Origin of the sequence: Neorhizobium sp. JUb45 (assembly GCF_004343585.1) — a bacterium.
Classification (GTDB): Bacteria; Pseudomonadota; Alphaproteobacteria; order Rhizobiales; family Rhizobiaceae; genus Neorhizobium.
Genome location: NZ_SLYW01000003.1, coordinates 18838 through 38354 on the forward strand (window position 1 = coordinate 18838; position 19517 = coordinate 38354).

Here is a 19517-nt window from a genome sequence, read left to right on the forward strand (position 1 = left end):
GGCCATCGCGTCGACACCGCCCCCAAATCCAACGAAAGCAACCGAGTATCCACCTGCCTTGGTGGATGCCACAGGAGGTCTTTTGCTTACAGTTCTTGCTTATTCGATGATCGCAACCTTTATGGCGCTCATCATGACCAACCGCATGTCGGCATTGATCGCCCTCATTACCGTTCCGATCGCATTCGCCATCATCGGCGGCTTTGGACCGCAGATCCCGGAGATGGCCATGGCAGGCGTCAAGGGAATTGCTCCGACCGCCGTTCTCCTGCTTTTCGCCATTCTCTATTTCGGACTGATGATCGATCTTGGACTGTTCGATCCGCTGATCCGGGTGGTGGTCCGCATCTGTCACGGTGATCCGCTGCGCATCATCGTCGGCACCGCGATCCTGTCGACGGTGATTTCACTCGACGGTGACGGCTCGACGACATTCCTGCTGGTGGTCAGCGCCATGATGCCGCTTCATCGCCGCATGGGTATCAACCCGCTGATCCTGCCGGCGGTCACGGTTCTGCCGAATGCCATCATCAACATCGCCCCCTGGGGCGGCCCCACCGCCCGCGTCATGGCGTCCCTGAAGGTCGATGCCAGCCAGGTCTTTCTGCCCCTCGTGCCGGCCATCATTCTCACCTGCATTTCAGCCATTCTGATTGCCGCCTATCTGGGCCTCAAGGAGCGCCGCCGGCTTGGTGTGATCACCATGAATGGCGAAGCCGAGGAAGAGGCCCGCAATGCTGCCGACGCGGCCATGCAGGCCGTGGTCTCGCGCACGCCGATGCTGCAGCTTTTCAACGGCTTGCTCACAGTCGCCATTCTCGTGCTGCTCGTCATGGACGTCCTGCCGCTCGGCCTGATTTTCATGGTCGGGTTCGCCATTGCCCTGACCGTCAATTTTCCGGGTATCAACGCACAACGCGAGCGTATCGAGGCGCATGCGGGCAGCGTGCTGATGGTCGTATCGGTGGTGTTTGGCGCCGGTGTCTTCACCGGCATCCTGTCGGGCACCGGCATGACCACGGCGCTTGCCGAAAGCGTCGTCAACGTCATCCCCACCGCTGCCGGCGAATATATTCCGCTGATCACCGCACTGCTGAGCGGGCCATTCACCTTCTTCCTGTCGAATGATGCCTTCTACTTCGGCGTCGTGCCCGTGCTCGCTCACGCCGCCGCCGCTTACGACATCCCGCCGGAAGTCATCGCCCGTGCATCGCTCATCGGCCAGCCGGTGCATATGCTAAGCCCACTTGTGCCGGCCGCCTATGTTCTGACAGGCCTGTCAAAAGTGGAATTCGGCGCGCACCAGCGCTTCACGCTCAAATGGGCAGCCCTTCTGGCGCTGATCATGCTGTTCGGTGCGGTTGTAACCGGCGCAGTGCCTATCTTCTGAGCGCATTCCTGCATCAGGACGGCGATGTCTCTTGAGATGCGGAGGCATCGCCGGATGCAGGTCTTCGGTCATGCCCTCGAAGTAATCAGCGCGGCTTCGCCAATGATCATCACGCCGCTTTACCACAAGCCTGCCAGCCCTCGGCAATTGACAACCGTCCGGCCATCGGACAGTTTGCGGACATGAATGAAATGGCTGACTGGTTGTCGGAAAATAGCCCGATCAGCCGCAAGAACGCGGCTGAGGCGGTATTCGATGAATTGCGCTCTGCAATTGTCTCCGGCCGTATCGAGGTCGGCACACGCCTGCCATCCGAAACGCATCTCGCAAAAAGTTATGGCGTAAGCCGTCCGGTCATCCGCGAGGCGCTGCGATCCCTGCAGACACTCGGCATGACGCAAACACGCACCGGCAGCGGCACGTTCGTGACCACGTCGGCGCCTTCAGCCAATCTCAGCTATAGCGGGTATTCCGCGCGCGACCTCATCGAGGCCCGCCCGTTCATCGAAGTGCCTGCCGCCGGCTGGGCCGCACTGCGCCGCAGCGCGCAGCAGGCAAGCAGCATGTTGCAACTGTGCGACGACATGGACGCCGAGGAAGACCCGCACCGGTGGGTCACGCTCGATTCGGAATTTCACATGCTGCTGGCAAAAGCATCCGGCAATGCCGTCTTCGAAAAGATCGTCACCGACGCCCGCGATGCCCTGATGCAGCAATCGGAACTGGTCAACATGATGGCCAGCCGCCGTCTGGCCTCCAATCGCGAGCATCGGGCCATTGCCATCGCCGTCGATGCAGGCTCGCAAGAGGATGCCTCGCGAGCCATGGAAATTCATCTGGGGCAGGTCAAGCAGGTTGTGACCGATATTATCGGGGCAAACCAGACGCTTCGTTGAGCTTCTCTACAGACGGCTGAACATTGGCCAGAACTTCCGGACGCAAAGCCTTGTCCAGCTGCTCGACGGTCAGATAACCGCGTTCAAGCACAACCTCGACAATCGTTCGACCGGTTGCGAGCGCCTCGCGGGCAACCTCGGTGGCGGCATAATAACCGATCAGCGGATTGAGTGCGGTTGCTAGGCCGAGCGACTGCTCCAGACGCAGGGCCATGATGCCCGGATTGGCCGTGATGCCATCGACGCAGCGTTCTGCGAGTATCCGGCAGGCCGAATCGAGATGGGCAATGCTGTCGCTAAGAGAGCGCACGATCACCGGTTCGAATGCGTTGAGCTGAAGCTGACCGGCTTCAGCCGCCATCGTGATGGTGATGTCATTGCCGATCACCGAGAATGCCACCTGATTGACAACTTCGGGGATCACCGGATTGACCTTGCCCGGCATGATGCTGGATCCCGCCTGCATTGGCGGCAGGTTGATCTCACCGATGCCGGCGCGCGGGCCGGATGACAAGAGACGCAGGTCATTGCAGGTCTTGGAGAGCTTTACGGCGACCCGCTTCAGAACACCGGAGAGATGCACGAATGCGCCCGGATCCTGCGTGGCCTCGATGAGGTCGGCCGCAGTGGTAAGCGGACGGCCTGTCAGGCGGACGAGGTGCTGGCAGGCCAGCGCCGCGTAGCCTGCAGGGGCGTTGAGGCCCGTGCCGATCGCAGTTGCGCCGAGGTTGATCTCGTGCAGCAGCGCTGCGGATTCCAGCAGACGCGCCCGGTCCTCACCAAGCATCACCGCAAACACGCGAAACTCCTGACCAAGCGTCATCGGTACGGCATCCTGCAGCTGCGTGCGGCCGACCTTCAGGATGGCATCGAATTCCTTTGCCTTGCGCTCGAAAGCCGCCTGCAGGAATTCCATCGACGCTGCCAGCTGATCGATGGCTTCGATCGTGCCAACATTGATGGCTGTCGGATAGGCGTCGTTGGTGGATTGGCTGAGGTTGACGTGGTCGTTCGGATGAAGGTGGCCGTAGTCACCCTTGGCGTGACCAAGCAGCTCGAGAGCACGGTTGGCGATGACTTCGTTGGCGTTCATGTTGGTGGATGTGCCGGCCCCGCCCTGAATGACATCGACCACGAACTGATCGTGCAAGGCGCCTGCCCGAATCTCCCGGCATGCGGCCACGATAGCATCGCGGCGCGCTTCATCGAGAAAACCGAGTTCATGATTGGCCTCGGCCGCCGCTTCCTTCACATAGGCCAATCCGCGAATGACATGCGCATACCGGCTGACCGTGATGCCGGTGATCGGAAAGTTGTCGACCGCCCTCGCCGTATGGACACCCCAATAGGCATCCTGTGGAATTTCCTTCGGACCCAGCAGGTCCTTCTCAATGCGTGTTGCCATCTCCGGCATCCTCCACCCTATTTAAATCTGTCATGCTGTATGACAGATTTAAATACCTACTCCTCTCCTTGCAAAACCGTCAAATGAATTTCATCAAACTTGACGAAACCATGATCCTGGCACTATGAAAGCAAAATCTGTATTACAGCATTACAGGCTTCACGACGAAACAAACGCATGATCGAACAACATCCGGCCTCACCGGCAAAGGATGTGGAAGCTCTAGGGAGGAGCGTTTCAGTGGATAAATCGATACAGGCCAAGGCTGAAAAAGGCATCGAGTTTGCCGAGGAGCTTGGTTACCAGAAGGCCCTCAAACCGCGCCAGATCCAGATGATCGCCATTGGCGGCGCCATCGGTACCGGCCTCTTTCTCGGCGCCGGCGGCCGTCTGGCCGCGGCCGGTCCCGCGCTCATCTTCGTTTACGCGATCTGCGGCTTCTTTGCGTTTCTGGTTCTGCGCGCGCTTGGCGAACTGATCATGCACCGCCCGACCTCGGGCTCGTTCGTATCCTACGCCCGTGAATTCTACGGCGAGAAAATGGCCTTCGCCGTCGGCTGGATGTACTGGCTGAACTGGGCGATGACCGCCGTGGCCGATGTCACCGCCGTCGCCCTCTACATGAACTTCTTCAAGCAGTACGTGCCCTTTCTTGTCGGCATCGACCAATGGGTGTTCGCGCTTGTCGCGCTGCTGGTCGTGCTGGCCATGAACATGCTGTCGGTCAAGGTGTTTGGCGAACTGGAATTCTGGTTCAGCCTCATCAAGGTTCTGGCGCTTTCAATCTTCCTGATCGTCGGCGTCTACTTCGTCATCTTCGGCACGCCGATCGAAGGCCATGTCACCGGCTTCAGCGTCATCACCGACAATGGCGGTTTTCTGCCCAACGGCATATTGCCCGCCTTCGTGATCATTCAGGGCGTGATCTTCGCCTATGCCTCGATCGAGCTGATCGGCACCACTGCCGGCGAAACCGAAGATCCGCGCAAGATCATGCCGCGCGCCATCCGCACCGTCGTCGCACGCCTGCTGGTGTTTTACGTCGGCTCGGTCGTGCTGCTTTCGCTGCTCCTGCCCTATAGCGCCTACAAGGCAGGCGAGAGCCCGTTCGTGACGTTCTTCGGCGCGATCGGCATTCAGGGCGCCGATGTCATCATGAACCTCGTGGTGCTGACGGCCGTCCTTTCGTCACTCAATGCCGGCCTCTATTCGACCGGACGCATCCTGCATTCGATGGCCGTGTCCGGCTCCGCTCCGGCGGCACTTGCCAAGATGAACAAGGCCGGCGTGCCTTATCGCGGCATCGCTGTCACCGCTGCAGTGACGGCCATCGGCATCGTCCTCAATGCCATCGTGCCCGCAATGGCTTTCGAGATCGCGCTTAACCTTGCGGCACTGGGCATCATCAGCGCCTGGGCCGTGATCGTGTTGTGCCAACTGAAGCTCTGGAGCCTTGCAAAGAAGGGCAAGATGCAGCGGCCGGATTTTGCCATGTTCGGCGCCCCCTATACCGGCATCATCACGCTTGTCTTCCTGTTCAGCGTGCTGGTGCTGATGGCACTGGATTATCCGGTCGGCAGCTGGACGATGGGCTCGCTGATCATAATCATCCCGGCCCTGATCATCGGCTGGTATCTGGCGCGTGACCGCATTACAGCAGTCGCAGCCGAAAACGCCGCCAAACAGACGGCCGTGACAGATGGGACCGCATTGTGATCGCATTCGAGAAAAAGCCGTTGGTGGCGATTGTCACCACCGGCGGCACCATTGCCAGCCAGCGGGACTCGGACGGCGTCAGCCGCCCGAGCCTCGATGGCGACAGCCTCATCGGCCTGATCCCGGATGCGGGCGTCGATCTGAAAGTCATCGATCTGATGGCAAAGGATTCGGCCAGCCTGACGCTTGCCGACATGCAGGCAATCAGCAATGCCGTCGGCCTGCTGATCAGGGACCCGCTCATCGATGGCATCGTCGTTCTGCATGGAACCGACGCCATGGAAGAGACGGCGCTGCTTTTGCAATTGCAGCACCAGTTGACCAAGCCGGTCGTTCTGACCGGCGCGCAGTTTACGGCCGATGACGAGCGCACGGACGGCCCGGCCAATCTGGCAGCAGCCGTGCGTGCCGCTGTCGATCATCCCAACACCAGACGCGGCGTGCTGGTCTGCTTTGGCGGAAAGATTCATCCGGCCTGGGGGCTTTACAAGCACGCCACCGATAACGGCGACGCCTTCCGGCAATCGATGCCGGTGCAAAACCCCATACTGCATCTGCCGGCAGATGTGAGCGCGGTACGGATCGATATCATCACCGTCTATCCGGGTGGTGACGGCACGTTTCTGGACCACAGCCTGGCAACGGGTGCGAAAGGCATCGTTCTGGCAGCACTGGGTTCCGGCAATGCCACATCGTCGGTGGTTGAAGCCTCAAAACGGTGCATTGCAAAACAGATCCCCGTCGTGACATCGAGCCGTGTTCCGCAGGGCGGGCTGACATCGACCTATGGCGGCGGCGGCGGCGGCCATGATCTTGCCCAGGCGGGTGCGGTGCTGTCGCACAATCTGCGCCCCGGTCAGGCGAGAATACTGCTCGCCAGCCTTGTTGCGGCAGGCGCGACCGGCGAGACCATCAGCGAAGCGTTTGCGCAGTCTGTCGCGTAACGCTTCATCTGGTACCGCTGCATGAAACTGAACGGGAATTTACCATTGGCAAGGCAAGCATAAGTTAGATTTATCCGCCGCTTGCTTCGCCGCACTCCGGCGCCTATCTCTGGCACTCCCTTATACAATCCGGAGTGTTTTCTTGGCCGCCTCCCCGAAATCGCCTTTCGCCAACCTTCCTGTCGCCCCCATCGCGCCAAAGAAGTCTGTCAGCGACACCCATCACGGCATTACCCGCACCGACGATTATGCCTGGCTGCGCGCCGACAACTGGCAGGCGATGTTCAAGGATCCGAGCCTGCTGGATCCGGAAATCCGCAAGCACCTCGAGGCCGAAAACACCTATATGGAAGCGGCACTCGGCGACACCGCCGATCTGCAGAAGGCCCTGTTTGCCGAAATGCGCGGCCGCATCAAGGAAGACGACAGTTCCGTACCGATGAAGGACGGACCGTTTGCCTATGGCTCGCTGTTCGTTACCGGCGGCGAGCAGCCGCACTATTTCCGCACGCCCCGCGATGGCGGTGAAAAGCAGACACTGCTTGATGGCGACAAGGAAGCGGCGAACAAGGATTATTTCCGCCTCGCCGGCATTGACCACACGACCGATCACGCCAGAGGTATCTGGGGTTACGACGACAAGGGTTCCGAATATTTCACCCTGCGCATCCGCGACCTTGGCACCGGTGAAGATCTGGACGACGTCATCGAAAACACGGCAGGCGGTGGCGTCTGGGCTCCCGATGGCAAGAGCTTCTTCTACACGCTGCAGGACGAGAACCACCGTCCGTCAAAAGTGTTTCACCATATCGTCGGCCAGAAACAGTCGGAAGACCGGCTGGTGTTCGAAGAGAAGGATCCCGGCTTTTTCATGGGCGTCGGCGGATCGCTGCTCGACGACTTCATCTATATCGACATCCACGACCATGAAACGTCCGAATACCGGCTGATCCCGACCTCCGATTTGACCGCCGAGCCAAAGCTGGTGGCGGAACGCGAAGAAGGTATCGAATATTCGATGACCGAAGGCGGTGACGTCTTCTACATCCTCACCAATGACGGTGACGCCAAGGATTTCAAGATCGTCGAGGCTCCGGCTTCCGAACCTGTCAAGGCCAACTGGAAGGAAGTCGTGCCGCATGAGCCGGGCCGGCTGATCATTTCGCATATGGCCTATGCACGCCATCTGATCTGGTTGCAGCGCATGCAGGGCCTGCCGCAGATCGTCATCCGCGACCGTATCTCTGGCGAAGAACATGCGATCGCCTTCGACGAGGAAGCCTATTCGCTCGGCCTGTCCGGTGCGGCCGAATACGAAACAGACACGATCCGTTTCTCCTATTCGTCGATGACGACGCCGACGCAGCTGTTTGACTACAACATGGTCACGCGTGAGCGCACGCTGCTGAAGACCCAGGAAATTCCGTCCGGTCACAACCCGGATGACTATGTCACCCGTCGTGTCATGGCACCCGCCCATGACGGCGAACTGGTGCCGGTTTCGCTTCTCTACAAGAAGGGCACGCCGCTCGACGGTTCATCGCCCTGCCTGCTTTACGGTTACGGCGCCTATGGCATGACCATCCCGGCCTCGTTCTCGACCAATGCCCTGTCGCTCGCCGACCGTGGCATCGTCTACGCCATCGCCCATATCCGCGGCGGCAAGGACAAGGGTTTTGCCTGGTACGAAGACGGCAAGATGGAGAACAAGCAGAACACCTTCAAGGACTTCATTGCCGCCGCCGATCATCTCGTGGCGACCGGGTTCACGGCCTATGACCGGATTATCGCGGAAGGTGGCTCTGCCGGCGGCATGCTGATGGGCGCAATCGCCAACATGGCACCGGAAAAGTTCGCCGGTATCATCGCCGCCGTGCCTTTCGTTGACGTTCTGACCACGATGCTCGACGACACACTGCCGCTGACCCCACCGGAATGGCCTGAATGGGGCAACCCGATCGATTCGGAAGAGGAATACCGCTGGATCGCGGCCTATTCGCCTTACGACAACGTCACCGGCCGCGCCTACCCGCCGATTCTGGCCATCTCCGGCCTCACCGATCCGCGCGTGACCTACTGGGAACCGACCAAATGGGTGGCGAAGCTGCGGGAAAACACGACCGGAACGGCGCCGATCCTGCTTAAAACCAACATGGCAGCCGGCCATGGCGGCAAATCGGGACGATTCCAGCGACTGGAAGAAATCGCCTTCGAATATGCATTCGCCATCAAGGTCGCCGGCAAGATGTAAGTTCATGGTTTTGGTGCGGCCGCCTGCCCTTTGGGCGGCTGCATCAGCTTGCCGATCTTTTCACGACGCTTTTTCTAATTTGTGCGCCGCACAATAATTCTTTTGAAACCATTCAAAAATCCGGAAAAACGGCGTAAAGCAGCGGTTTTTCATTTTCGCATCCGCTAAAACGCAAGCTCCGCGCAAGGTTCCCTTGTTAACTATTGGTTAACGGAACCAGAAACGGAACAGACCGCATGAAAATAGACAGCGGACTGAGCGGATATGGCTACTCCCATCGGTCATACGAGATTGACCGAACGACCGAGGAAGTCCCGCAGCGAGAAGTCGAAGCACGCCAACGCTCTGCATTTGCACTGACGGGCAGCAGTACACTTCTGTCGAGCTCTCTTGCCAGCGCACTGTGGGCTGTCGAAGGAAGCAGCGAATACGATGACGACAGCGATACTCCTCTCATGCAGACGGCCGCTCCGTCGATTGAATGGGTAGAGGGCGCCTATCAGGAATTCTCCGACTACAATTGATTTCGGTCGGATTGACAAGACTCACGAGGGCGAAGGTGTGTTGCGATTGGCGGATCGCAGCACACCTTTTCTTTTTGCCTCACGCCTGCGGCGACACTTCCACGGTCACATGGGATAGCCCCTCCATCGCCTTCAGCTTTTCCTTGTAAAAAGCCGGAGCGCGCGGGTTTTCCGCGGAGATTGCGATGATCGCGGCATGGTGACCGGGGCCAACCTGCCAGATATGCAGATCGGTGACACGATCACCTTCGTTCTCCATCCGTGTGCGGATTTCCTTCGACATCGCCTTTGCTTGCGGAAGCGCATCGAGAAGCACGCCGGACGTCACGCGCACCAGCCCCCACGACCAGCGGGCAATGACCAGACCACCGACGACACCCATGATCGGGTCGAGCCATGTCCAGCCGTAAAGATTGCCAAGGGCCAGCGCCACGATTGCCAGAACCGAGGTGAGCGCATCCGCCAGCACATGCAGATAGGCAGCGCGCAGATTGTTGTCCTTGCCGGCGTGAGCAACATGCCCATGATGCTGATGAGCATGCCCGTGATCATGGTGGTGGTCATGCGCATGATCGTGATCGTGATCGTGATCGTGGAGATGCGCATCGCCGTGATGGTGGCCATGATGCGCGTGATCATCCTTCAGCAACCACGCACTGACAAGATTGACGCCCAGACCAAGCGTGGCGACCAGAATGGCCTGACTGAAATCGATGGCGACCGGATTGGCGAGGCGCAGCACGCTTTCCCAGGCGATCAACAGCGCTATCAGGCCCAGTACGATGGCGCTGGCAAAACCGGCCAGGTCCCCGAGTTTGCCGGTGCCGAAGGTGAAATCGCGGTTGCGCGCCTGTTTTCGCGCCACGAGATAAGCGACGGCGGCAATTAGCATGGCGCCAGCATGCGTGGACATATGCCAGCCATCGGCCAGCAGCGCCATCGAACCATAAATCGTGCCGGCGATGATTTCCGCCACCATCATTGCCGTGGTGAGTGCGATGACCGCCCACACACGTCGCTCGTTGCGATCATGATCGCGACCGAGAAAGACGTGCTCGTGTTCCATTGCGTCCGTCGATAGGGACATGGCATTTTCCTTTTGCCTGAATAGCTGCGCCGCCGTCGAATTCCGTAATTTTCAGCGAATGTAGGTTCTGAGCGCTTCCGCCAGTTCATCAACGGCGGCGGCACGCTCCTTTTCGCTTTCGGCATGCAGGACGTGTTCGCGCAGATGATCTTCCATCACCTCGCCGGTCAGGCCCGAAAGGGCACCACGGATCGATGCCAGTTGCTGCAGGATCTGTCCGCAAGGAGCTTCCGCCTCAAGCGCCCGCTCGACGGCCTCCATCTGTCCCTTCATGCGCCGTACCCGCGCCAAAAGCTTTGCCTGTTCCCGAATGGTGTGCGACATGATGGCCTCATTACTATAGGGGGCTACCCTATATTGACAGTCGAACAGATGCAAGAAGGGCGCCGCTTGGCGCCCTTGCAGGGAAATCGTCAGAGATTGCTCAATGTCGTCAGCAGGACAGCCGCCAGTGTAATGCCACCGACCAGCAGCAGCGCGCGCACTCTTGCTCACACGAGACGGAAGGCGGGGCGATCAGACGATAGCCGATTGCGGCTGCCGACATTGAGTGCAGCTTGTTCAGCGCCGGAAGCGATTGCACCATCGGGCAGGCAGCAGACGGCGCCCGGCTGGTGATCACTTTCAAACATTGCAAAATGCACGGCCGAAGCCCGATCGCGAAAAATGCCGCCGACCAGTCCGTCCCGGTCCTGCACGATCCAGCACCCTTTCTTGTCGCGACCGACTGTGAAGCGGACGCCCGAAAATGTGGCCGGATTGTCATGCATCATTGCTTTGCCCATGGGAGAAGTTCCTTCCTGAAAAGGCATTCGGTTAAGGTGTTTCAAACAGTCGGCGTCGCTTTCGGACCCGATTGAACGCGCGGCGCTCTATTGCATCGAATGCAGAACCGCTGTGGCGAGGCCGGTCACGATCAGCACGACCGCGAGGCGCACAAACGCCTGCCAGTCGGTCTGACGGGCGGCCTCATCGGCAATCACAGCCGGAGCCCGACGGACAACATCACGACTCACGACCGGCGCAAGACGACGGCGCTGGTGATGGGGACGGGCCAGCTGATGGGAAAGCATTTTGCTGTTCATCGTTTCATACTCCATGTCCTGCACACCCTTTCAAAAATCCTGCAATTCGGCTTGCCTATGCATTTGCTGCGGTGTGCAGTCTGGAAGGTATGCGCCCAGTCATATGTTTTCGATTGGAGGGTCGCTGCGAAGATGTTGGCGTTTCATAGGAATGCGGGCAAACGCGATCGAGCCGGCCATTTGCCTCGCGTTCGGCTCAGGCAACGACCGGCGATCTGCATTCCTCGACAGGTGCTTCATGGCTGGCCAGCAACCGTTGCAACGCATCGCGCATCTCGGCGTCGATCCCGACCAGCGGCAGCCGCACGGCATCGGCACTGCCCCAGAGAATGGCACCGGCCGCCTTTATGGCGGACGCATCCCACTGGCCGCCGGTCGCCAGTAGCAGCGCCGCCATCTGCTGCGCGAACCGGGCGGACGCACCGGGAAATCCACGCCCCATTGCCGCCAGCAGAAAGGGGAACAGATTGCCGGCGGGCGACACGACACCATGCCCACCACAGGCGAGAAACGCGGGCACATCGACCTCGTCGCCGCAATAATGATGATACCGACGGCGCAAAACGGGATCGAGATGCACAAATGCCAAAAGACGCCCCGCGCCGTGGCGAATACCAACAATATTCTCCACGTCCATCAGCGCCGAGAGGAGCGTCGCCCCGCCTTCGATGACTGTCCGCTGCGGATCGTCATCGATGATGATCGGCAAGTGGGTGGCATCGGCAATGCTGCGCAAGTGATTGGCGACACCGGCCTTGGTCGGTTTTGAATAATAGGGAACGGTAACGAGCAGGCCATCGGCGCCGAGCTGTTGCGCGCGCTGCGTCAGTGCGATGCTGCGCGCAGTGCCGTAAGTACCGGTGGCAGCGATTACGGCAAGACGGCCTCCGGCTTGCTCTAGGCAGGTCGAAAGCACGATATCGCGCTCGGCATCAGTCAGCGAATATCCCTCACCGGTCACATCACAGACGATGACACCATCTACGCCCGCAAGCACCTGCCGGTCGATCGCGGTCATCAAACCGGCACGGTCAATCCCGGCACCATCGAATGGCGTTGCCAGCGCCGTCGCCGTTCTGATATTCGATAATCGCCCGCGCATCCGCATCTCCCGCTCCTGTTCAAGCGGCACGGCATAATCCTCATCCACATAGGAAAGCGAGACCATGTGGCAGAGAGCCGCATAGTTTTCCCATAGCCATCATGGGTCTTTGCAACCTCAAGACTGGGCGAAATAACCGGCATCTTTCCAGTCGAGATTGAGCGACGTCTTGCCTATGCCGGGATTGAATGTGTTGGTCGGATCAAGCTCGCGGTAGAATGCTTTCAGGCTTTCGGCCGCCTCATAAAGATGGCCAACATTGTGCTCGGCCGGATATTTGGCACCCCGCGCTTCCAGCAACGCCAGGATCTCGTGCTTGATCGCGTCGCAATCCTCGCCCTTTTTCACAAGATATTCCTGATGCAGGACGTGGCAGAAGAAGTGGCCGCAATACATGGTGAATTCGATCTTTTGCGAAATCTCCGACGGCAGTATCTCGAACCAGTCGAGCGTATTGCGCGGCAGCGCGATATCGAGCGCGACGATATCCTCCACCGTTTTTGGATGTACGGCACGATAGCGCACAATGGCGCCACCGACGGAGAAGCGGTTGAGCAGCGCCGCCTTGCCTTCCTTCTCGTCGCATTCGAAATAATCGCCGTTTGCCGAGGGAAAACGGGCGGCGAGATAGGCGCGCGCCTCGTCGATACCGGCATCGCCCATCTTCAGCAGGAGATGATGTTCGTAGCGGTCACGATAATCGTTCATGCGGCGCGGCAGATGGTTGGGCATTCGGTCGAAAACGAATTGCAGGATCCGGTCACTGACGGTACCGCCGAACCCGAGCTTTTCCGTCACGCCATCGAACCGGCTTTTCCACGCGAAGGCCAGCGGCACCTTGTCCGTGCCAAAGGCCTGAATATAGAGGAACAGATCCTTGCCGTAACGCCCGCTGGCATCATAGGCGGAACGGTGCATGTATTCACCGGCAATCGGCAGGTTTGCAAAACCTCCCAGAATGTCACGCCGGATGGTTTCGAGTTCGGCCGGATCGTTGCTGCCGATATAGAAGACCTGCGTCTCCTCTTCGGCAGCAAACGTATCGAGCCGCAGCGCAAAGACGGCCAGCTTGCCAGCCGAACCGGAAGCCTCGTAGAGACGCCGCGGATCGGCATTGAAGCGCGCCGGCGTGTCTGCCGAGATGTCGCGCACATGGTCGCAATATTCATGATCGGAGGCATGCAGGTTCGAGACCTCGACGATATCGCTTTCGTCGAACCGACCCTCGTCAAGCCGCCGCAGAATATCTTCAGGAGCTTCGCCCAGCGATATGCCGAGATTGTTGACCAGATGCAGTTCGCCATTCGCATCGACGCGGGCATAAAGCGCGAACTGCGTGAAGGCGGGACCGCGCCGGATAAGCGCACCACCGGAATTGTTGCACACGCCGCCGGTCACGGAGGCGCCGATGCAACTGGAACCGATCACCGAATGCGGCTCGCGACCGATCGGCCTCAGCGCCTTTTCCAGCTGGTCGAGCGTGACGCCCGGATGCGAAACCACCTGCTCTCCGCCATTGACGAGATCAAGCCGGCGAAGACGCAGCGTGTTGATGACCACGACCGGGCGGCCATACCCTTCCGGCACCGGTGTCGATCCGCCGGTCAAACCGGTATTGGCCGCCTGCATGATGATCACGACACCGGCCTGATGGCAGGCCTGCAAGGCCCGCCACATTTCCACCAGCGTGCCCGGCCGCACCACCGCGAAGGCGCCTCCTCCCCCGTAACGATAACCCTGCCGGAAACGCCGGGTTGCGGTGTCACCCGTCAGGCAATGCCGCTTTCCGACGGCATCGCGCAGTTTTTCAAGAAGATCATCCATCCGTTTCGGGCCTCCACCCCAGCACAGCGCGTGGCCTAATAACTGCTTACCATCGGCTGCGAAGCGTCCCCATCCTTGTAGCGGTTGGCGAGCGAGGTGAGGCTCGTCAGAAGAACCGTCAGATCGGCACCGACGGCCACGAAGGACGCTCCCTTTGCGATAAAGCGCCGGTTGAGTTCTTCATCGAAGGTGAGAATACCGGCCGGCTTGCCGGCGGCGATGATGGTTTCGATGGCCGCATCGATCGCCGACAGGACCTCGTCGCTTTTCAGCGGATAACCCATATCGGCGGAAAGATCGGCCGGGCCGATGAAGACACCATCGACACCATCGGTTCTGGCGATCGCCTCCAGGTTTTCCAGCGCCTCCTTCGTTTCCACCTGCACCAGCAGGCAAATTTCGTCGCTCGCCTTTGCGGCATAATCGGCAATCGTGCCGTAACGCGAGGCGCGGGCAACGATCGCTCCCATGCCGCGGTCGCCATTGGGAGGATAACGCACGGAGCGCACGCATTCCGCTGCCTCTTCCGGCGTGTTCACCATCGGGATCAGCAGTGTGCGGGCGCCGATATCGAGCAGTTGCTTGATCATCCACTTCGAACCGACCGGCGGCCGCACAACCGGCTCGACGGGCAAGCCATCGAGAACCTGCAACTGCCGCATGATGCTGCGCAGGTCGTTCGGCCCGTGTTCGCCATCGATCACCAGCCAGTCGAAACCGGTGCGTCCGACGATATCGGCAACCGTGGCCTCCCCGGTGGAAAGCCAAAGTCCGAACTGTTTCTGATGCTTGCCAATCGCTGTCTTGAACCCATTCTCGGTCATGTCGCTCCCATCAACTCCTCGAAATGCTGTTCATTCAACGCCTGAAAAGGCGATTTCTCAAGCCACGCCCAAGCCGATAATCGGCGGCTTGAACACGATCGTCTTCGGTCCCGAAACGCCGCCGTTTGCCATCGCATCGGTGATCAGTCTCGCCGCCGCCTCGCCCATCGCCCGCCTGGGCGATTTGCTCGTGGCGATCGGTGCCGGCAAACTATCCGTCAGATCCAGCCCGTTAAAGCCGGCAAGCACGATCTGCGATGGAACGGCAATGCCATGCTCCATGCACGCGAAAAGCCCGCCGGCCGCCATGTCATCATTGGAATAATAGATACAATCGATATCCGGTTTTGCCGCGATGAGGCGCGTCGTCAGCCGCTTGCCGAGTGCGATGGAGGAAAAGTCGTCATCGAGCTGCTCGGCGGCAAAAGCCAGACCCTGCGCTGCCAGAACCTTGGCAAAGGCCGATTTACGCTTCACCGCCCGCAGATCCTTTTCAAGCGCACTGCCGACATAGGCAATCTTTTTGCGCCCGGCTGCCAGAAGCGCCACGGCCATGTCGCGGCCGGCATCCCCATGCGACAGGCCGACATTAAAATCCACCGGCGTGCCATCGAGATCCATCAGCTGGATAACCGGGATATCGGCCAGTTTCAGCATACGCACGGTCTCTTCCGGCTGGTCGAGACCGGTCACGATGATCGCTGAGGGCTGCCACGACAACATGTCGCGAATGATGTCGCGCTCCTTGTCGGTGTCATAATCGGAAATGCCGAATACCGCCTGCATGCCCGAGCCTTCCAGCCCGGTGGTGATCCCGGAAAGCACTTCGGGGAACACGGTATTGGACATGCTCGGCACAACCACGGCGACAAGATTGGTGCGCTGGGAAGACAGGGAAAGCGCCAGCCGGTTGCCGACATAACTCAAGCTTTTCGCCGCCTGCCGCACACGTTCACCCGTTTCCGGCGCAACGTCGGAGGCGCCGCGCAGCGCCCGCGACGCCGTCATCTTGCTGACGCCGGCAAGAGCTGCAACTTCTTCCAGAGTGGATCTGCGCATGCCGGAAAGATCCTCGAAATTGTAGAGGCCGCGCGTCGGCGGCACAAACAGTCATAGGACTTTTATGCGCTGGAGAAAACTCTCTCCACTTGACATAAATGCACAAAATCGCCCATGTTACCGATACCGGTACCGTTATCATGGTGCCTGAACTTGTGTGGCTCCTGGGGAGGATACGCCGTGCAGGATGCTGGAAAGACGACATTTCCCGCCGGTCATTTGAATGGCTCGCGGCATCATCTTTTAGTTTCAAAATACCATGTCAGAGCCGGCGACAGCGTCGGTCCTGTCGATAATGCATCCAGACCACCACCATCATCCGCGCCGGCAATATCAAACTTATGTTCGATTGCGGGCTTGGCCAAATCGTTGCAAGCTGGCCCGATCCAGAAGTTGCATGGAGCGTGTGGAATGCAGCAATAGTCATCCGGCGGTTCGAAGTGAGGAGCGAACCATCGGACGGAAATATCAACGGCGTCACTGGGAGGAGAAGCCGGAATGCATGTGATGATTTTGGGTGCGGCAGGCATGGTCGGCCGCAAGTTGGTCGACAGGATAGCCGCCAGTCCGCAGGTGCTGGGTGCAGAGATCAGCCGGCTGACGCTTGTGGATGCCTTTCAGCCGCCGGTTCCGACCAGCCTACAGTCGATCACCACGGTGCAGACCGCCGATCTCGCCGATGCGACGATTGCCCCGACACTGATCGCCACACGCCCGGACCTGATCTTTCATCTCGCCGCCATCGTCTCGGGCGAAGCGGAAGCCGATTTCGACAAAGGTTATTCCGTCAATCTCGATGGCACACGCGCCCTGTTCGAAGCGATCCGCCATGAAGGTTTGAAACAGCCTTATGTGCCGCGTTTCGTCTTCGCCTCATCGATTGCCGTATTCGGCACACCTTTCCCCGACATCATCCCCGACGAGTTTTTCACCACGCCGCTGACCAGTTACGGCACACAGAAGGCGATCGCCGAACTGCTGCTCGCCGACTATTCGCGCCGTGGCATTTTCGACGGCATCGGCATTCGCCTGCCGACCATCTGCGTGCGGCCGGGCGCGCCGAACAAGGCGGCATCGGGCTTCTTTTCCAATATTCTGCGCGAGCCGCTGGTCGGCCAGCCGGCAATCCTGCCGGTCAGTGATCAGGTGCGTCACTGGTTTGCCAGCCCGCGCGCGGCTGTCGGCTTTTTCGTGCATGCGGCAACCATCGACACCGCCAAAATCGGCCCACGGCGAAACCTCACCATGCCGGGCCTTTCCGCTCTCGTGGCCGATGAGATCGAGGCGCTGCGCCGCTTTGCTGGCGACAAGGCGGTGGCGCTGATCCGCCGCGAACCGGATCCGGTTATCGAGCGCATCGTCGCCGGATGGGCGACGCAATTCGATGCTCGGCGGGCTTCGAGCCTCGGCTTCAAGGCGGAGGCGAGTTTCGACGAGATCGTGCAGGCGCATATCGAAGACGAACTGGAAGGCAGAGTTTTATGACGGCAGGGAATAAAAGCGGACAGATTGCGTTGGTAACGGGTGGCGGGACCGGTGTCGGGCGCGCCATTGCCAAGGCGCTCGGCGATGCCGGCTACAAGGTGGTCATCTCCGGCCGGCGCGAGGACGTGCTCAAATCCGCCGCGACGGAACTGGCAAACGAAACGGGCGCCGAGTTCATAGCAGTCACCGCCGACGTCGGAGATCCCAACTCGGTGCGGACCCTGTTCGACAGGATTTCGAACATCTATGGCAGGCTCGACCTTCTGGTGAACAATGCCGGCATCAACGTGCCCAACGTGCCCATGGAGGAACTGTCCTTCGAGGACTGGAACGCCATCGTCGCTGCCAACCTCACCGGGGCATTTCTTTGCACCCAGCAGGCGTTCCGGCTGATGAAGGCGCAGGCGCCGCGCGGCGGCCGTATCATCAACAACGGCTCGATCTCGGCCACCGCGCCGCGCCCCAATACAGCCCCCTATACGGCCACCAAACACGCCATCACCGGGCTGACCAAATCGACCGCCCTCGATGGCCGCCATTTCGACATCGCCTGCGGCCAGATCGATATCGGCAATGCCTCGACGGAGATGACCCGAAAAATGGCGAAGGGTGTGATGCAGGCAAACGGCGATATCGCCGTCGAGCCGACCATCGATGCCAGCCATATCGCCAATGCCGTCGTCTACATGGCAAGCCTGCCGCTCGAAGCCAATGTGCTGACGATGACCGTGATGGCGACAAAGATGCCGTTTGTCGGGCGCGGCTGAACCACAGTCGACCGATCGCATACGCAGAGACTAGAGACGGGACTTCATAACATACCCAGGGAGGGAGCATGGCAGACGTTCAATTCACCGATGTCCGCAAATCGTTCGGCGCATTTCCGGTCATCAAGGGTGTGGACATCGAGATCGCCGATGGCGAATTCGTCATCCTCGTCGGCCCCTCCGGCTGCGGAAAATCCACTCTGCTGCGCATGCTGGCAGGGCTTGAAAACATTTCCGGCGGCCAGATCAGCATCGGCGGCAAGGTGGTCAACACGCTGCCGCCCAAGGAACGCGACATCGCCATGGTGTTCCAGAACTACGCGCTCTATCCGCATATGACGGTGGAGCAGAACATGGCGTTTTCGCTGATGCTCAACAAGGCGCCGAAGGCGGAGGCCGACAAACGCGTCAAATATGCCGCCGGCATTCTGGGCCTCGACAAGCTGCTGGAGCGCTATCCGCGCCAGTTGTCCGGCGGCCAGCGCCAGCGTGTCGCCATGGGCCGCGCCATCGTGCGTGATCCAAAAGTGTTTCTGTTCGACGAACCGCTCTCCAACCTCGACGCCAAACTGCGCGTCGCCATGCGCGCCGAAATCAAGGAACTGCACCAGCGGCTGAAGACCACCACGGTCTATGTCACCCACGACCAGATCGAGGCGATGACCATGGCGGACAAGATCGTCGTCATGCATGACGGCGTGGTCGAGCAGATCGGCAGCCCGCTCGATCTGTATGACCAGCCGGCCAACCTGTTCGTTGCCGGCTTCATCGGCTCGCCGGCCATGAACATGATCAAGGGCAAGCTCGACCCGCAGGATCGCAGCCGCTTCATCGCCACCGACGGCACCGTTCTGCCGGTTGCCAACGCACCGGCCGAAGCGCTCGGCCGCGACCTGATCTACGGCCTGCGCCCGGAATATATAGCGCTCGATGCAAACGGCATCCCGGTCGAGATCGTGGTGATCGAACCGACCGGTTATGAGACGCATCTCATCGTGCGGCTGGGCGGCACGGAAGCCAATTGCGTGTTTCGCGAACGTGTCGGCGCCAAGCCGGGCGAAACGCTGCGCGTGTCGATCGATGCCACTCATGTTCACCTCTTCGATGTGGAAAGCGGAAAGAGATTGACCGACTGATACCGCGCGGATGGCCACGGGC

The 19517-nt window shown here is 59.9% G+C and carries 18 protein-coding genes; 9 read left to right on the forward strand and 9 right to left on the reverse strand.

Annotation, left to right across the window (positions count from 1 at the left end; all coding sequences use genetic code 11):
- The first annotated feature begins 82 nt into the window (after window positions 1–82).
- Both EDF70_RS12845 and EDF70_RS12850 read left to right on the forward strand, forming a co-directional pair.
- The gene (locus EDF70_RS12845) at window positions 83–1390 is read left to right on the forward strand and encodes a citrate:proton symporter (RefSeq protein WP_132273866.1); all 1308 of its coding nucleotides are present in this window, start codon (window positions 83–85) and stop codon (window positions 1388–1390) included.
- Between the two features lie 182 nt (window positions 1391–1572).
- Complete coding sequence (locus EDF70_RS12850; protein WP_132273869.1) at window positions 1573–2286, forward strand: FadR/GntR family transcriptional regulator; 714 nt, start codon at window positions 1573–1575, stop codon at window positions 2284–2286.
- Here the strand turns inward: EDF70_RS12850 and EDF70_RS12855 are convergent.
- A complete protein-coding gene (locus EDF70_RS12855; RefSeq protein WP_132273872.1) occupies window positions 2258–3700 on the reverse strand; it encodes an aspartate ammonia-lyase in 1443 nt (480 codons plus the stop codon). The genes EDF70_RS12850 and EDF70_RS12855 overlap by 29 nt on opposite strands.
- A gap of 231 nt (window positions 3701–3931) precedes the next feature.
- On the opposite strand from EDF70_RS12855, the gene EDF70_RS12860 reads away from it, so the two are divergent.
- The 4 genes from EDF70_RS12860 (at window position 3932) to EDF70_RS12875 (ending at window position 9126) form a co-directional block, all read left to right on the forward strand.
- Window positions 3932–5407: an amino acid permease gene (locus EDF70_RS12860; RefSeq protein WP_245519157.1), complete on the forward strand. Its 1476-nt coding sequence runs from the start codon at window positions 3932–3934 to the stop codon at window positions 5405–5407.
- Window positions 5404–6351, forward strand: a complete 948-nt coding sequence (locus tag EDF70_RS12865; RefSeq protein WP_245519158.1) for an asparaginase — start codon at window positions 5404–5406, stop codon at window positions 6349–6351. Before EDF70_RS12860 ends, EDF70_RS12865 begins: the two co-directional genes overlap by 4 nt.
- Before the next feature lie 142 nt (window positions 6352–6493).
- Entirely contained in the window at window positions 6494–8602 is a 2109-nt protein-coding gene (locus tag EDF70_RS12870; RefSeq protein WP_132273877.1) for a S9 family peptidase, read from the forward strand.
- A gap of 236 nt (window positions 8603–8838) precedes the next feature.
- On the forward strand, window positions 8839–9126 hold the full coding sequence (locus tag EDF70_RS12875; protein ID WP_132273879.1) for a hypothetical protein: 288 nt from the start codon (window positions 8839–8841) through the stop codon (window positions 9124–9126).
- Between the two features lie 79 nt (window positions 9127–9205).
- Here the strand turns inward: EDF70_RS12875 and dmeF are convergent, their stop codons facing one another.
- From dmeF to EDF70_RS12915, 8 genes are all read right to left on the reverse strand, one after another.
- Window positions 9206–10213 (reverse strand): CDF family Co(II)/Ni(II) efflux transporter DmeF, encoded by a 1008-nt coding sequence (dmeF, locus tag EDF70_RS12880; RefSeq protein WP_132273881.1) that lies wholly within the window; start codon window positions 10211–10213, stop codon window positions 9206–9208.
- A 51-nt stretch (window positions 10214–10264) separates the two neighbouring features.
- On the reverse strand, window positions 10265–10537 hold the full coding sequence (dmeR, locus tag EDF70_RS12885) for a Ni(II)/Co(II)-sensing transcriptional repressor DmeR (RefSeq protein ID WP_132273884.1): 273 nt from the start codon (window positions 10535–10537) through the stop codon (window positions 10265–10267).
- 167 nt (window positions 10538–10704) lie between these two features.
- Window positions 10705–10998, reverse strand: coding sequence for a hypothetical protein (locus tag EDF70_RS12890; protein WP_245519159.1), 294 nt, complete (start codon window positions 10996–10998; stop codon window positions 10705–10707).
- Between the two features lie 87 nt (window positions 10999–11085).
- The gene (locus tag EDF70_RS12895) at window positions 11086–11298 is read right to left on the reverse strand and encodes a hypothetical protein (RefSeq protein WP_132273887.1); all 213 of its coding nucleotides are present in this window, start codon (window positions 11296–11298) and stop codon (window positions 11086–11088) included.
- Between the two features lie 196 nt (window positions 11299–11494).
- Window positions 11495–12466 carry a dihydrodipicolinate synthase family protein gene (locus EDF70_RS12900; RefSeq protein WP_132273890.1) on the reverse strand — a complete coding sequence of 324 codons (972 nt, stop codon included), beginning with the start codon at window positions 12464–12466 and terminating at the stop codon, window positions 11495–11497.
- A gap of 51 nt (window positions 12467–12517) precedes the next feature.
- Window positions 12518–14224: a D-lactate dehydrogenase gene (dld, locus tag EDF70_RS12905; protein ID WP_132273892.1), complete on the reverse strand. Its 1707-nt coding sequence runs from the start codon at window positions 14222–14224 to the stop codon at window positions 12518–12520.
- 35 nt (window positions 14225–14259) lie between these two features.
- Window positions 14260–15048: an HpcH/HpaI aldolase/citrate lyase family protein gene (locus EDF70_RS12910; RefSeq protein ID WP_132273895.1), complete on the reverse strand. Its 789-nt coding sequence runs from the start codon at window positions 15046–15048 to the stop codon at window positions 14260–14262.
- Between the two features lie 57 nt (window positions 15049–15105).
- Entirely contained in the window at window positions 15106–16107 is a 1002-nt protein-coding gene (locus tag EDF70_RS12915) for a LacI family DNA-binding transcriptional regulator (protein WP_132273897.1), read from the reverse strand.
- A 498-nt stretch (window positions 16108–16605) separates the two neighbouring features.
- Between EDF70_RS12915 and denD the strand changes: the two genes are divergently transcribed.
- The 3 genes from denD (at window position 16606) to ugpC (ending at window position 19495) form a co-directional block, all read left to right on the forward strand.
- Entirely contained in the window at window positions 16606–17592 is a 987-nt protein-coding gene (gene denD / locus EDF70_RS12920) for a D-erythronate dehydrogenase (protein WP_132273900.1), read from the forward strand.
- Entirely contained in the window at window positions 17589–18359 is a 771-nt protein-coding gene (locus EDF70_RS12925; RefSeq protein ID WP_132273903.1) for an SDR family oxidoreductase, read from the forward strand. Before denD ends, EDF70_RS12925 begins: the two co-directional genes overlap by 4 nt.
- Before the next feature lie 68 nt (window positions 18360–18427).
- Window positions 18428–19495, forward strand: coding sequence for a sn-glycerol-3-phosphate ABC transporter ATP-binding protein UgpC (gene ugpC / locus EDF70_RS12930; protein WP_132273905.1), 1068 nt, complete (start codon window positions 18428–18430; stop codon window positions 19493–19495).
- The last annotated feature ends 22 nt before the right edge of the window (window positions 19496–19517 follow it).